This window comes from Microcoleus sp. bin48.metabat.b7b8b9.023 (assembly GCF_013299185.1).
Classification (GTDB): domain Bacteria; phylum Cyanobacteriota; class Cyanobacteriia; order Cyanobacteriales; family Microcoleaceae; genus Microcoleus.
In genome coordinates, this window is the sequence record NZ_JAAFKG010000015.1 from 38,772 (window position 1) to 54,032 (window position 15,261).

The 15,261-nt window shown below is 45.8% G+C and carries 11 protein-coding genes and 1 CRISPR repeat array; of the genes, 10 read left to right on the forward strand and 1 reads right to left on the reverse strand.

Annotated features, from left to right (window positions below; genetic code table 11):
* Nucleotides 1-244: 244 nt before the first annotated feature.
* The 5 genes from ftsH3 to QZW82_RS11255 all read left to right on the forward strand — a co-directional run bounded on the left by ftsH3 (nt 245) and on the right by QZW82_RS11255 (nt 4,380).
* On the forward strand, nt 245-2,083 hold the full coding sequence (ftsH3, locus tag QZW82_RS11235; RefSeq protein ID WP_293148020.1) for an ATP-dependent zinc metalloprotease FtsH3: 1,839 nt from the start codon (nt 245-247) through the stop codon (nt 2,081-2,083).
* A 147-nt stretch (nt 2,084-2,230) separates the two neighbouring features.
* Complete coding sequence (locus tag QZW82_RS11240) at nt 2,231-2,593, forward strand: nuclear transport factor 2 family protein (protein WP_293148022.1); 363 nt, start codon at nt 2,231-2,233, stop codon at nt 2,591-2,593.
* Nucleotides 2,594-2,691: 98 nt separating this feature from the next.
* Entirely contained in the window at nt 2,692-2,838 is a 147-nt protein-coding gene (locus QZW82_RS11245) for a hypothetical protein (RefSeq protein WP_293148024.1), read from the forward strand.
* Between the two features lie 132 nt (nt 2,839-2,970).
* A complete protein-coding gene (locus tag QZW82_RS11250) occupies nt 2,971-3,609 on the forward strand; it encodes a bifunctional 4-hydroxy-2-oxoglutarate aldolase/2-dehydro-3-deoxy-phosphogluconate aldolase (RefSeq protein ID WP_293148026.1) in 639 nt (212 codons plus the stop codon).
* A gap of 249 nt (nt 3,610-3,858) precedes the next feature.
* Complete coding sequence (locus tag QZW82_RS11255) at nt 3,859-4,380, forward strand: L,D-transpeptidase (protein ID WP_293148028.1); 522 nt, start codon at nt 3,859-3,861, stop codon at nt 4,378-4,380.
* A gap of 33 nt (nt 4,381-4,413) precedes the next feature.
* A CRISPR array of direct repeats spans nt 4,414-4,752; the repeat unit is 30 nt; unit sequence GAAAAGAAAGGACTGAAGTCCTCACTACGA.
* 21 nt (nt 4,753-4,773) lie between these two features.
* Here QZW82_RS11255 and QZW82_RS11260 read toward each other — a convergent pair.
* Nucleotides 4,774-6,363, reverse strand: coding sequence for an Hsp70 family protein (locus QZW82_RS11260; protein ID WP_293148153.1), 1,590 nt, complete (start codon nt 6,361-6,363; stop codon nt 4,774-4,776).
* A 463-nt stretch (nt 6,364-6,826) separates the two neighbouring features.
* Here QZW82_RS11260 and QZW82_RS11265 point away from each other — a divergent pair, with 463 nt between their 5' ends.
* From QZW82_RS11265 to QZW82_RS11285, 5 genes are all read left to right on the forward strand, one after another.
* On the forward strand, nt 6,827-7,516 hold the full coding sequence (locus QZW82_RS11265) for a CPBP family intramembrane glutamic endopeptidase (RefSeq protein ID WP_293148030.1): 690 nt from the start codon (nt 6,827-6,829) through the stop codon (nt 7,514-7,516).
* A gap of 1,477 nt (nt 7,517-8,993) precedes the next feature.
* Nucleotides 8,994-10,166, forward strand: a complete 1,173-nt coding sequence (locus tag QZW82_RS11270) for a glycosyltransferase family 4 protein (RefSeq protein ID WP_293148032.1) — start codon at nt 8,994-8,996, stop codon at nt 10,164-10,166.
* Nucleotides 10,167-10,498: 332 nt separating this feature from the next.
* The gene (locus QZW82_RS11275) at nt 10,499-11,953 is read left to right on the forward strand and encodes a transposase (RefSeq protein WP_293148034.1); all 1,455 of its coding nucleotides are present in this window, start codon (nt 10,499-10,501) and stop codon (nt 11,951-11,953) included.
* A 270-nt stretch (nt 11,954-12,223) separates the two neighbouring features.
* Nucleotides 12,224-13,306, forward strand: coding sequence for a glycosyltransferase family 4 protein (locus tag QZW82_RS11280; protein ID WP_363318918.1), 1,083 nt, complete (start codon nt 12,224-12,226; stop codon nt 13,304-13,306).
* Between the two features lie 213 nt (nt 13,307-13,519).
* A complete protein-coding gene (locus QZW82_RS11285) occupies nt 13,520-14,887 on the forward strand; it encodes an O-antigen ligase domain-containing protein (RefSeq protein ID WP_293148038.1) in 1,368 nt (455 codons plus the stop codon).
* Nucleotides 14,888-15,261: the final 374 nt, after the last annotated feature.

Consider the following 15,261-nt stretch of genomic DNA (forward strand, 5'->3'; position numbering starts at 1 on the left):
CCTCAAGATTACTTCGACTAAAGGCTTGACAATTTTTAATTTATGCTATATGTGACTCCTTAGTAAAACACTCCCATCTCCTGACGGCTTTCAGGGCAGTTCGGTTTCCACCACCTCAGACGAGCGATCGCCCTTGCCGGGATTCCTCACAACACAAAAATAGGTTACAATTACGTTAAGATTGATGAACATAAATAAAAATTCCCAAATCACAGGGACTAAATAATTAGGAGGATCGACCTCGGTGAATAAACGGTGGAGAAACGCTGGACTGTACGCACTGCTGGCTATTGTAGTCATTGCCCTAGCCACGGCATTTTTTGACAAACAGCCCCCTAGTCGGGAAGTTTGGAAGTACAGCCAATTCATTCAGGAAGTCGAAGGCAACAGAGTAGACAAAATAAATATCAGTTCCGATCGCAGCAAAGCTCTCGTAACGGCTCAAGACGGCAGCAAGGTAATTGTCAATCTGCCTAACGACCCCGAACTGATTAACATCCTGACCAAAAATAAGGTAGATATTTCAGTTCTGCCCCAAAACGACGAAGGCTTCTGGGTAAAAGCCCTCAGCAGCCTGTTCTTCCCGATCCTGCTCTTGGTGGGACTGTTTTTCCTGGTGCGGCGCGCCCAAAACGGGCCCGGCAACCAAGCCATGAACTTCGGCAAATCGAAAGCTAGAGTCCAAATGGAGCCTCAAACTCAGGTGACTTTCGGCGACGTAGCCGGCATCGAACAAGCCAAGCTAGAACTCGCTGAAGTCGTGGACTTCCTGAAAAATGCCGATCGCTTCACCGCAGTCGGAGCTAAAATCCCCAAAGGCGTGCTGCTAGTCGGCCCTCCCGGAACAGGCAAAACCTTGCTCGCTAAAGCAGTCGCTGGAGAAGCTGGCGTTCCTTTCTTCTCGATTTCCGGTTCGGAATTTGTGGAAATGTTCGTAGGTGTGGGTGCTTCCCGCGTCCGCGACTTGTTTGAACAAGCTAAAACAAACGCTCCTTGTATCGTATTTATTGATGAAATTGACGCCGTAGGCCGCCAGCGGGGAGCTGGTTTGGGCGGTGGTAACGACGAACGGGAACAAACCCTGAACCAGTTACTGACCGAAATGGACGGTTTTGAAGGCAATACAGGCATCATTTTGATTGCTGCTACTAACCGCCCCGACGTGCTGGATGCTGCCTTGCTGCGCCCAGGCCGTTTCGATCGCCAAGTTGTGGTCGATCGCCCCGATTTCTCCGGCCGCCTGGAAATTCTTAACGTTCACGCCCGCGGCAAAACCTTGTCGAAAGACGTGGATTTGGAAAAAATCGCCCGCCGCACTCCCGGTTTCACCGGTGCTGATTTGGCTAACCTGCTCAATGAAGCAGCAATTTTGGCAGCCCGCCGCAATTTGACCGAAGTCTCGATGGATGAAGTCAACGATGCGATCGATCGCGTCCTCGCCGGCCCAGAAAAGAAAGACCGCGTGATGAGCGAAAAGCGCAAAACCTTAGTTGCTTACCACGAAGCCGGTCACGCTTTAGTTGGTGCCCTGATGCCCGATTATGACCCAGTTCAGAAAATCAGCATTATCCCCCGCGGCCGCGCTGGCGGTTTGACTTGGTTCACACCTAGCGAAGATCGCATGGATTCTGGCTTGTATTCTCGCTCTTACTTGCAAAATCAAATGGCGGTAGCTTTGGGCGGCCGCATCGCTGAAGAGATTGTCTTCGGCGAGGAAGAAGTCACCACCGGTGCTTCCAATGACTTGCAACAAGTAGCCAGAGTAGCACGCCAAATGGTAACTCGCTTCGGAATGAGCGATCGGCTAGGCCCTGTAGCTCTCGGTCGCCAACAAGGGAATATGTTCATGGGTCGCGATATCATGGCCGAACGGGACTTTTCTGAAGAAACCGCAGCTACGATCGATGACGAAGTTCGCTTGTTGGTAGAAGAAGCTTACCGTCGCGCTAAAGACGTGCTCGTCGGCAACCGCCACGTGCTCAACGCCTTGGCAGATATGCTAGTTGACAAGGAAACTGTCGATGCTGATGAATTGCAAAATTTGTTAGCTAACAGCGATGTCAAGATGGCGACAATTGCCTAATTGATTTTAGATTTTGGATTTTAGATTTTAGATTTAATCTAAAGCTTAAAATCGATAATTGGGGTGCTTCTGGTATTGTCTGGAATCGCCCCGATTTTTTTTGGGGCATACAGGAAGCAGCGGAAAACTGCATTGGAGTAGCAAACTATGATCCTCACCGAAGATAGAGCGCGCGAACTTGCACGTGATTGGGTAGAAGCTTGGAATACTCATAACCTCGATCGCATCATGTCGCATTACGCAGAAGATGTAATTCTGATCTCGCCTGTCGCAGCGCAACTGCTAAACGAACCATCTGGGACAGTGACAGGCAAAGAAGCACTACGAAACTACTTCAAAAAGGGGCTGGAAGTTTATCCTAACCTCAAGTTTGAGCTGCTCGATGTCATGTGGGGAATTTCCAGTCTTGTCCTGTACTACATCAACCAAAAAGGCACGAAAACAGGTGAGTTTATGGAAGTCAGTTCAACCGGAAAAGTGACTAAAGTTGTTGCTCATTACAACGGGTAGAGCGAGGTTCTGCAAATGGCGTTCAACAGTTGACTTTTGACCGTTGACCGTTGACAGTTTGAGAGCGACCTCTATCTAGAAGTCCGAGGATTGGAGTAATGGATAGTCTGATTTTAATTTCTCCCGATCGGGGAGAGGCTTTCAACCAATTCTTTCTGGTAATATGGATGGCACAACCGACCGATGCTGAGGCTTTACTTGCTCTAGCCACGGAGTCAAACGCAGTCCACTCGCCTGTAGTGTAAAAAAAATAACGCAATTTCAACCGCTCTATTTTCAACCCACGGAGGTGGGTTTTATTTGTATAGACGCGGTTTCAACCGCTCGGTATTCCGATCTGAACTGTATAGAATTATCTGGGGGCAAAATCAGTTAGCATGAATCATCAATCATGGTTGACACTACTAAAAAAACACCGGGCGATCGCCGTGATCCGTTCATCCGAACAGGAAGTCGCTTGGCAGATGGCAAAATCTGTAGCAGCAGGAGGAATCCAATTTATTGAAATTACCTGGAATACCCACAAAGCCGCTGAATTAATTTCGCAACTCCGCTCAGAATTGCCCGATTTTACTATTGGTACTGGCACTTTATTACACTTAGAACAGTTGCAGCAAGCCATAGATTGCGGGGCTCAATTCCTGTTTACTCCGCACACCGATGTAACCATGATTCAAGCAGCAGTTGATGCGAGAGTGCCGATCGTCCCTGGTGCTTTTTCTCCCACAGAAATTATGACGGCGTGGCAAGCAGGTGCTACCTGCGTGAAAGTTTTTCCGATCGCGGGTTTGGGAGGCGCTGCTTACCTGAAAAGCCTGCAAGGCCCTCTGGGCGACATTCCTTTGATTCCCACGGGCGGGGTGACGCTGGAAAATGCCAAGGTATTTATTGACGCTGGGGCGATCGCCGTTGGTTTAGCCGGAGACTTATTTCCCAAACACTTAGTGCAAAATCGAGATTGGCGGGCGATCGTCGAAATTGCCAAAACTCTCACCCAAAACTTAACAACTTGTTAAACAGTTGACAGTTGACAGTTGATAGTTGACAGTTGAAGCATAAGATTTTTAAGATGAAGATTTAAACAGTTGACAGTTGCAGGGTAGCGTATTGGTTTAAAGGGGGTTGATGAGGATCGAATTTTGAAAATTTATGCCCAAAATCTTAACATTATGTTGCTAAAATAAGCTGCTCACAATCGCTTGAGATATCCTGTAAATAAGGAGTCCTCCAAAGATATAGTTTTCTAGATTCAAGAGGTGTGAGAAATGAAAAGCATTATAAACTCAAATTATTTACGCTGCGCTGGAACTTTTTGTGCCAGTTTCGCGCTGACTCTGGCTGCTGTCTGTGGCGGTTACACACCTGCAATTGCAGGTCAACAGCGCAACATAATTGCCAATAGAATTATGCAGTTGCAAGAATCCAACCAGCGCTGGATTGAAATTGATTTGTCCAGACAAAAGTTAGTAGCTTGGGAAGGCAATAAATCCGTTTACGCTGTCAATGTTTCCACTGGAAAATCATCGACTCCCACCCGGACGGGAACCTTTGCCATTCAAACCAAACACCGCGTTACTAGAATGACTGGCGATGACTACGACGTGCCCGACGTTCCCTATACAATGTATTACGATGGAGGTATGGCAATTCACGGCGCTTACTGGCACAATTTGTTTGGCAATCCCGTCACTCACGGCTGCACAAATGTCGCTGTAGATCATGCAAAATGGCTGTTCAATTGGGCCTCGGTGGGGACGCCTGTAGTGGTGCACAAATCTGAAATTTAACTAATAGGTTCGTAGTGAGGACTTTAGTCCTCAGAAAAGAAAGGACTGAAGTCCTCACTACGAACCTGGACTTTAGTCCTCAGAAAAGAAAGGACTGAAGTCCTCACTACGAACCTGTAATTAGAAATACACCTTAGAAAAGAAAGGACTGAAGTCCTCACTACGAACCTGGACTTTAGTCCTCAGAAAAGAAAGGACTGAAGTCCTCACTACGAACCTGTAATTAGAAATACACCTTAGAAAAGAAAGGACTGAAGTCCTCACTACGAACCTGGACTTTAGTCCTCAGAAAAGAAAGGACTGAAGTCCTCACTACGAACCTGTAATTAGAAATACACCTTAGAAAAGAAAGGACTGAAGTCCTCACTACGAACCTATAATTAGAAATACACCTTAACTTAACTGCACTACTGCTTGCTCCTCTAACAAATTTTGATTGGTTAGCAAATCTTCCACAGTAATCCGCAAAAAGCGCTGTTCGTCAACGCGGAAGAAGATTTTGACTCGATCGCTCCCCGGATACCCAGGAGGCGTCAATTGCGCGATACTGCGAGCTCCCTCTTTGTCATTTAGCGGCTGTACGGATCTTTCGCCCGCGAGTTGGCGAGTAATTAGCCTGTCGCCGTCAAAATAGATCTCCGTCCCACCAGTTTCCGCTCCCAATTCGCCGATAATTAATTCTATGCTGGGCTGATTTTCCAAAGAAGCTCCCAAGACTAATTCTACTGGTTCGGTCATCGGATAAGACTGACCGGATTTGATTAAACTGTGCCAACTGTGGCAATTGTCGCGGCGGTTCCAGTAGCGAATGCCGTAACTGTGATAGAGAAAATCTTTGATTTCTATGCCTTGACTTAATTGTAGGGCGCCTTGGGCGATCGCCTCAAAGGGTTTGTCGCACCGAATTTTTGCCGGATCGAAATATTGCTGCACCCAACGCTGCACCGCTGGAATTTGGACAGTACCCCCAACGAGCAAAACTGCATTAATGTCGCCAATTTCTAAGCCTTGGCGCCGCGCTTGCTGCAATACTTGATTCATGCACTCGTCGAGGTTCTCAAAAAACTGATGTTCGGCGAGGATAGATTCAAAGCCCGATCTGTCCAATTCTAATTCGTAACTCTCAAAACTTTCGTCATCAAAATAAACCTCAGTCGCATTATTTAGCAAAGATAACTGAATTTTTAACCTTTCTGCCAATCTCGTCGTAATCGGAGATTTTGCCAACTTTTTCGTTTTAACAAAATAGTCAACCAACCAATTGTCAATATCAGAACCGCCTAAATTTTGTCCGGCTTTAGCCAAAACCCTGGCAACTTTTGTCTTTTGTGCAGAAGATTCAGCTAACAACTTTTCGCCCCATTTCAGCAAAAACCCCAAAGGCTTTTTGTTGGCATTAACATCGAGGCGTACCAATGAAATATCGAGAGTGCCGCCGCCGAAATCAATCACTAATAGAATTTCGCGATCGGCCAAACCGTAACCCAAAGCAGCCGCCGTAGGCTCATCCAACATCCGCACCTGTTCCACTTGCAGAGATTCAGAAACTTTACCCAACCAATGGCGGTAAGCTTCAAAACTATCTACCGGCACAGTAAAAACCAAAGAATCTACCGACAAAGGCAGTTCGCGAATTGAGTTCACAATTTGGCTCAAATACCACTCGCCGACTCGTTCAAAATCAACAATTTGCCCGTCAATTTCCGGCACAAAACCCTGCACAGAAGTGCCAATTCCCCGCTTAAAATTGCGGAAAAACCGAGAATCTCCACTCAGATCGAGGCCTTTGTCGCGGACTTGCTGACCGAGGATTACTTTACTTTGAGCAGCGTCCTCAACGTAGAGTAAACTGGGAATTAGGGGTGGATTTTGAACCGAGATTGCCGACAATCCCGGTAATTTCAAAGTTTCCGGCTGCTGGAGAGCCTGATTCCAGCGAGCGACGACGGTGTTGCTAGTTCCAAAATCGATTGCGATCGCCATTGGGCCAAAATACACAGCTACTACGGATTCAATCATCTTATGGTATTTGGAGCCGCAAATGCAAAAATCCAATCAAAATGTTCTTGCACGAACATTTTGTTGTTGCCGAAACGGCTTGAGTGGCTGATTGTTCAATTTTGTGCAACTGCATATTTTGGGATGTAACAAAGACGCACCACTTTGATAAGCGGCACAAAACTCATACTATTTTAGATTTTAGATTTTAGATTGGGCATGACTGACGGCATCAGAATTTCAGGTTTGGCTAAAGTTAAATTTTTGTAAAACTGGTATGGCAATTCTAAATCATTTGTGAATTTCTTACTCCCTCCCCTTAATAAGGGGAGGGTTGGGGTGGGGTAAAAAACTTTACGACTCCTGCAAGGACTGCTATATCACCTCTGGGAACCGGCCAAGCTTTTACCTTTGATGTCAATCCAAATTTTCAAAGGTGGCGTAAAAAATGCTGGAAATTGGCGATCGCAAAACAGCACTCTTAGCTCTCACACTGCTCGTCCCCGCTGCGAGTATTGGTATTATAACAGGCTTGTATATTGCCCCCGGAAGCTGGGGACAAACAGCATCAGCCTTGTGTCAACTTTGGTTGCTCCTTTTCCCGATCGCCTGGTGTGTTTTAGTCGATCGGCAAAAACTGCATTTATCCCTCCCCAAGCGGCGAGAATTGCTGGCTGGAGCCATTTGGGGAATAGCCATGTTTGCGGTAATTGTGGGTATCTACAGCCTTTTCGGCCAGCACTGGATCGATCCTGTAGCGGCCAAAGAAAAAGCTCGCCAATTGGGAACCAACAGCCAAAATATTTACTTAATTGTTGAAGCATATTTTGTGCTAGTTAACTCGCTGATTGAAGAATTTACTTGGCGGTGGTTTGTCTGCAACAAATGCCAGATTCTGACACCAGGAAAACCAGCCATATTTCTCAGTTCACTATTTTTCACCCTCCACCACATTTTTGTAATCGCAGCCTACAGCGACTGGCGCGCTGTGATTTTAGGCTCCTTCGCCGTCTTCACCGCCGGGATAATTTGGTCGCACTGTTATCTAACTTACCGTTCGCTGTGGCCTAGTTATATCAGCCACGCGATCGCAGATTTAGCCCTCGCAATGATTGCTTGGCAAATCCTCTTTAACTAGCCAGTTTTTGAGCAACTATAGCCCAATACCCTTGGGCTAACACTTTTTGTCCGCAGCCATGGGCCCCCAAAGCAATCTCCGTGTCTATTTTTCAAATCGTTATGACTGCGGGACTCTCTTAACTAAACCGTATTGGACGCTGCTGGGATTTTGACTGATGCTGTACAACAATTGAAAGTTCCTGTATTCCCACCGAGAAATGCTTTGTGTGAAGACATCTGTTTAAAGTTAGAGATTTTGTTGCGCTGGCGCATAATGTTGACTGCGTGAAAACTGTCAAACCATATCGTTGCCACCCTGGACAGCACAACGCCCAAAAGTACACCGATTGTCCTTCCGAATCGCCAACTCAGGAAATCTGATTCTTTCATAACAGGATTTTTTTGCAAGCGAGCTCGTTTGATACATACCGCTAAGCTGCGGCTACCAATTAAGAGTCAAGGTTGCCACGATCTATATCACTGCACCCTGACAATTACTGTGATATTTAGACGATCGTTAGGTAATTGGGGGAACTTGATTTTTACGGTAATTACTTAGACACCTGTTGGGCACGCTACATACTCGGTGGAAAAGTGGCAGTCACTTTTGGGGATACTTTCAGGCGATCGCCTGCCATTAAAAAATTTAAAACTCAGGCAGTTAATTAAATTGATACCAATCAAATTATATATTCTGTAGCGATCGACAAACCTACCTTTTTCAGCAGTCCAGACGCATCAAACGGTTTTTTAAGATATTTATGACAACAAAGATCGAAAAACAGTTAAAAAAACCAGTTTTTCCTGATTAACCTATCCATGACTGTGATTTCCGCGATTCCCTTTCATAATTAGCTCGCGTCCGTGCAGGTGTTTGAGTAAATTACATCTCTGAATTCAGAATAAATAATATATTTTTAAGCGAAACAGAGCGTGCAGTCACTTAGGAAACACAGTCAAATATCAGTATTTTTAGCGATAGTAGCTATCGTAAGTCAACTTCTTATAACTAATAATTTAATTTAATAATATTTTATAACCCAGTTTTCCGGACGGCGATTGTCAATCTCCGGAATATTGTTACGCTGGCTACCTTTACCCAACACTAAAGTTTGGAGAGTTTCGGTTTACCGTAACTATCTGTCGGTAAGATAAGCAAGTGATGTTATGTTAGGTAGGAAGTGTTGTAGAGCTTCGTGTGGGGCGAAAAAAGCTGATGTTAGATCGCGTATCTGTCTTGAGAAGTAACTTTCCGAGACCCAAAACAATATGCCTGCGGAACAGTTTCGCGATCGAATCCATCATTACTATAAATAGAATGACAGCGAAATTGTCGATCGATACTGGGGTGTTGCGAACAGTCGCTAGGTTTGATTCTATGCCCACACCGGGAAAGCGGTAATTAAGATTCACCCGCCCCTCTTTCCTGTCGGCTCTCACAAAGCACGCTCATCGCAGCGTCGAAACCGAGTCGGATTATTCAGCGGGAGTTAAACATGAAAATCACCTTTGTTCTTCCAACTCTGTGTCTGACTGGTGGAATACGAGTAGTATCTATTTTCGCAGAACTTTTGAGAAAACGAGGGCACTCCGTGTTCGTCATCTCTGTACCCCACACCCCAGCGAGTCTGCGCCAGCAAGTCAAGTCGCTGCTGCGGGGAAGGGGTTGGATTTCCACACCTGAAAATGAACCATCATTTTTCGATAATCTGAGTGTAGAACACAAAATTATCGATCGCTCGCGCCCAGTAGAAGACAAAGATGTGCCTGACGCTGACGTAGTAGTTGCCACCTGGTGGGAAACCGCCGAGTGGGTAGCAAAACTCTCCCCGAGCAAAGGAGCTAAAGCTTATTTTATCCAGCACCATGAAGTTTTTGACTATCTACCTGAAGGTAGAGTCGAAGCAACCTGGATGCTACCCATGCACAAAATTACGATTTCTGACTGGTTAGTTGACCTAGCTCGGACTAAATATGGCGATAGCCAAGTTTCCTCAGCTCCTCCGAGCGTTGACACCAAGCAATTTTATGCCTGCCCTCGCCACAAACAATCGGTTCCTACCATTGGCATGATGTACTCTACAATTTACTGGAAAGGAACCGACATCGCACTCAAAGCTTTTTCCCTAGCCGCTGAAAAAATTCCCAACCTGCGTCTGGTTGCCTTCGGTACAGAGGCCCCATCCCCGGAATTGCCGCTACCAGCCAATGCCGAGTATGTAATTAGACCCGACCAAGACAAACTCAAAGATTATTACAGCAAATGCGATGCGTGGCTGCTGGCGAGTCGCTCTGAAGGCTTCGGCTTGCCAATTATCGAAGCGATGGCGTGCCGCACTCCCGTCATCAGTACCACAGCAGGCGCTGCTCCTGAAATTTTGAGCGGCGGTACTGGCATACTTGTCAGCCCAGAAGATCCCGAAGAAATGGCAAAAGCCATAGAATCTATGTGTCATTTGTCAAATGCCCAGTGGCAAGCCATGTCGGAAGCCGCCTATGCTAAGGTGACCAATTACTCTTGGAAAGATGCCACGGAGCATTTTGAAGCAGGATTGAAAGTTGCTGTAGAGAAATCTCAACAGCGTGAAGTTAACATAGTTTCCTGTTCTCCCTACTATGTGCGGGGCCCATTACCATGCCGGGTTCCCACTGGCGCCGGAAAAAGTTAAGCTTTGATGTTAACAGCAGCAATTTGAAATTCTGCGCTAGTGATGCCAGCGATCGCGGGATTCTGCATAGGAACTCAATTATCGTTTGGTGGGGTGCTTCTACTAAAACTCACATCGGCGGTGTCCTGTTTTCTACCCAGCAGTTTCGACACTAATTCTGACCGCATCTACCTCAAATACTGGTTTCCTGTTACTGCCGGCCAAAATCTCAACCCGAGTTCAACGGATGTTTGAAAGCTCAGGCTGCTTTCGTATAGTAAACGATTTCTTGTAAATTCCTTGAAGATAGCGGTAGACATTGATACTATGTAATCAACAAAAAACCACCGTGTATGACGAATTCCAATACATTGGATACGGACTCAACTTCACACGCCAAGAAATTCTTGCCTTTTTGGGACAAGTCATGTCAGGAGATATCGAGACAGTTGTGGTCGTCGATCGCTTTGACCTACTCGCGCCCAGGAGTTGACAGATCCATATTATCAAGTGGATCTGTCAACAGCAAAATTGCTAACTCCTGGTTCTGTGCCGAACAGACTTATCTCCCCAACCAGAAATGGTTGAAGATATCCTATGAATCATCCAGGCTGACGATTGCGGACTCTACTCCCAGCGTCAAGACAAATCTACTATCCAAAAAGATCCGAGTCTACCCGGAAACAAAACTAGCTCAGAAATGGCGGACATGGATAGCCGCAAGCAGATGGTGTTACAATCAAGCAATTGCCATTCTCAAAAATGAAAAAATCGGTAAATATGAATTGCGTAAACGCATCATGGATTCAGCGCCTGAATGGGTGTCTCAACAGCCATACAACCCGCGTCAACTAGCAGTATTTCAAGCCTGTGAAGCACACAAAGCAGCTTGTAAATCCCAAGGTACAGCCAAATTTAGAAGTTGTAAAGCTCCTACTCAAACTATTAGGTTTCAAACAGCAAACTGGAAATCAAACACATTCTATCCGCGCGAAACCAAAGGCTTGTCTTTTAAAGCGTCTGAAGCAATAGTGGAGGTAATGCAACACGAACCAACCCTTAGTATTATCAACGATCAATGGTTTATCTGCTATGCGGTTGACACTGTTGCACCGCCTCCGACTCAATCCGAATTAGCGATTGCCTTAGACCCGGGAATCAGAACATTTATGACAGGATTTGACGGTCATAATATACTGAAATTAGGCAAAAGTGATATCGGTCGCATTTATCGGTTAGCCAGACATTTAGACAAGTTAATGTCTCGGCTCGGAAAAAGCAAAGGTAGTCAGTTTAAGCGGCTGCGGTATCGATCGAGAAAAGTAGCAGCCAGGATTCGTGTTAAGATTAAGAACTTAGTTTCGGAATTGCACAATAAGGCGGCTAATTACCTAGTTAGCAAGTATAAGTTAATTTTCTTGCCAACATTTGAAACGCAGCAAATGGTAAAAAAGGGTAAGCGAAAACTTGCCACGAAGACAGCTAGAGCGATGGTAACTTTGAGTCATTATCGTTTTAAACAAACGTTGAAGCATCAAGCATCCAAGTACGGTTGTGTTGTAGTAGACGTGACAGAAGAGTACACCAGTAAGACTTGCTCAAAATGCGGTCATATCCATAGTAAGTTGGGCGGCTTAAAAACGTTTAAATGTCCCGAATGCGGACACACTCTGGACAGGGATTTAAACGGCGCTTTCAATATTCTGTTGAAAGCTTTGAGGGATACCTCCATGTCTGGTAAGCTGCAAGCTTTCCAGATTATGCCATACACAGTAGATTTGGGTGGATTCCTAGATTTACCGGGTTAAATGTATCTGTTAAAGGTTAGACTTGTCTAATTCTCACACATCTCCTGATTTGTCATTGGCAAAAGTCCCTGACGACAAAGTACGGCCGGCTCGACATCAAGTAACGATCGCCTCGATCTTTGACCTAAACCCTGCGCCAAACCCAAAAAGAGACTCGTCAGTGCAAATAGATTAGGATGGAGAAGCTCGATCGACCAGTTTTGATCTTTCACATCTACCTATACTATGAGAATTACTTTTGTCCTTCCTACCCTTGCTCTTACAGGTGGCATGAGGGTTTTGTCTATCTACACACAAATTCTCCAACAGCGAGGACACAAAATATGTATCGTCTCTACACCTCACGAACGACCAAGTTTAATGCAACAATTGCGCTCTGTGGTCAGAGGTAAGGGTTGGGAACCCGCTCAGGCGAGAGGGCCGTCTCACTTTGACCGTATAGATGTCGAAAGTCGAGTTACCGAAACCTACCGTCCAATTACCGACAGGGACGTACCTGATGCCGATATTATCATGGCTACTTGGTGGGAAACTGCCGAGTGGGTGTCTAAACTCTCCCCCAGCAAAGGAGCGAAAGTATATTTTCTCCAACACTACGAGGCTTTTGACTACACACCAAAAGCTCGAGTAGATGCAACTTGGCGGCTGCCGATGCACAAAATTGCCGTGGCTAAGTGGCTGGAAGACAAGGCTAGGAATGAATTTGGTAATTTGTCTGTATCTCTCGTGCCTCCGACTGTTGACACCACACAATTTTATGACCCCCGATCGCGATCGGGGCAGCCGCGGGGCAAGCAGTCGGTTCCCACAGTCGGGATGTACTATTCTATAGCTCCTTGGAAAGGGTGTGCTCTTGCCATTGAAGCTTTCAATCTAGCGGCCAAAAGAATCCCTAATCTTCGTTTAGTTGCCTTTGGTTCCGGCGAAACTGCTCCTCCGGATTTGTTGCAGCATAATATTGAGTATTATAAGATACCTAGTCAAGACGAACTCAAAGAACTTTACAGCAAATGCGATGCTTGGCTGTTTGCCAGCCAAACCGAAGGCTTCGGCTTGCCAATTTTAGAAGCGATGGCTTGTGGCACTCCAGTGATCGGCACTCCTGCTGGCGCGGCTCCGGAACTCCTAGCTGGCGGGGGTGGAATACTTGTGAAACCAGAAGACCCAGAGGATATGGCAAAAGCGATCGAGCAGATTTGTCAGTTGTCTGATGCCGAATGGCGGGCCATGTCTGAGACTGCTTTGGACACGGTGATACATTATACCTGGGAGGATGCAACCGATATCTTCGAGGCTGCACTGTACACCGCACTCGAACGTCAGCCACAATTAACGGACAACCTGTACAAATAGAAAGCTATTTATAGCCTTTCGAGCTGCCCTATGAGGTACTCATGGGCATAGGGCATTGGGCATAGGCCTCCGTCATAGGTCTCCGTGGGCATACCTCACCACGCTTGAGAACCGCTTTATCAAGATCGGGTAAAGAGGCGATCGTCAGAGCGAGAATTCAGATCCGGGAAATAAAGTAGTCTTTCTACCACCATTTTACTGCCAAAAAAACCTATGGCTGCATTAATCCCATTGACGATGTTCGGTTTGATCCCGATCGTTCTTTACTTGTTTGTGAGGTTTCCGACTCAGCGGGCGGTAATTATCACTTTTGTGGCAGCGTGGCTGTTTTTACCACAAGTTTCTTATCCCATCCCCATATTGCCCGCCTATACCAAAGTTTCCGCATCTTGCTACGCCATTTTGCTGGGTGTTATTATCTACGACACTGAGCGCATCACCAAATTTAAGCCTGGCTGGCTGGACGTGCCAGTCGTAATTTGCTGTTTGTCTCCAATTGTTTCACAACTTACTAATGGCGGTAGCCCGATTTCTCCGACTTTCAACCAAATCGTTACTTGGGGTCTGCCTTATTTTTTTGGACGGTTGTATATGGGTAGTTTAGACGGGCTGCGACAATTGGCGATCGGGATTTTTGCAGGTGGTTTAGCCTACGTTCCTTTTACTTTATTGGAAGGGGTTAAGGGCCCACTTCTGCACCAAATGGTTTACGGCGTCAACGCCTTTGAGGACTGGGGTCAAGCAAGGCGCATGGGGGGGTGGAGACCTGTAGTATTTATGCAGCACGGTTTGATGGTAGGCGTGTGGATGATGACAGCAGCCTTAATCGCAGTTTGGCTCTGGCAAACTGGGTCGCTCAAAAAGTTTCAGGGCAAAAACATTAAGACTCTAGCAATTGTATTAACTATCGCTTTTTTCCTCTGCCGTTCTACAGGTGCCTATACTTTATTTTTTATCGCGTTGCTCATATTATTTTGTGCCAAGTGGTTTCGGACTTCTTTGCCACTACTATTCGTAATTGGATATATAGCGTTTTATCTGTACGTAGCTGCATCGGGTCAATTTTCGAGCCGCGACGTGATGAGCGTAATCAATCCCATATTTGGCGAAGAACGGGCCGCCTCTCTGAAGTTTAGATTTGACATGGAAGAGATATTAGGAGATAAAGCGCGACAAAGATTTATTTTTGGCTGGGGGGATTCGGGCGGAAACCGCGTGTACGACGGGTACGGTAAAGATATCTCGGTCACTGACAGCTTGTGGATTATTGCATTTGGCATCAACGGTGCAGTCGGTTTAGTTAGTTTATTTTCTTCATTTTTACTTCCTGTTGTCGTCTTTGCGTTCAAGTATCCCGCCAGAACCTGGTCTCATCCGAAAGTAGCGCCCGCTGCGGCCCTGGGAGTAGCCGTAACTATGTATATGTTTGACTGTGTTTTGAACGCTATGGCTAACCCGATTTTTGCGGTTATTGCTGGAGGAATATCGGGTCTGGTTTTAAAAGCTCCAGAAAGTCTCAAGGCAAAGAAAACCAGTTTGCCACCAAGAAGACAGTCGCTGGTTCACCAAAAATCAGGATGATTTTCAAGCTTTGAGCGCGCTCAAAGCTTGAAAATATATTGGGTTCTCTAGATACAAAAATTCAAAAATCTACTATGTTTGTATTAAATCTAGTCACGAAGTTGCAATCTCTTTCTCAGTTTGCTCAAAATTAATGTAATAAAATAAAATATCGATATTAATTGGCAAGGTTTCAAACATTAGCACCGGATTGTGTTTTGATTAAAACTGTGTTGCGAGTTGTAAAGCAAATTAGCTTTATACACTTTTTCCTAAAAGCCGCAGATTCTTTACACAATCTTTAAACATTCTGACTGGACAGGTAGGGTGTAGGGCGATATACTAAAAAAAGTATATTCACCCCCACGCCCAAGTAGTGAAAACACTCTTGCTGT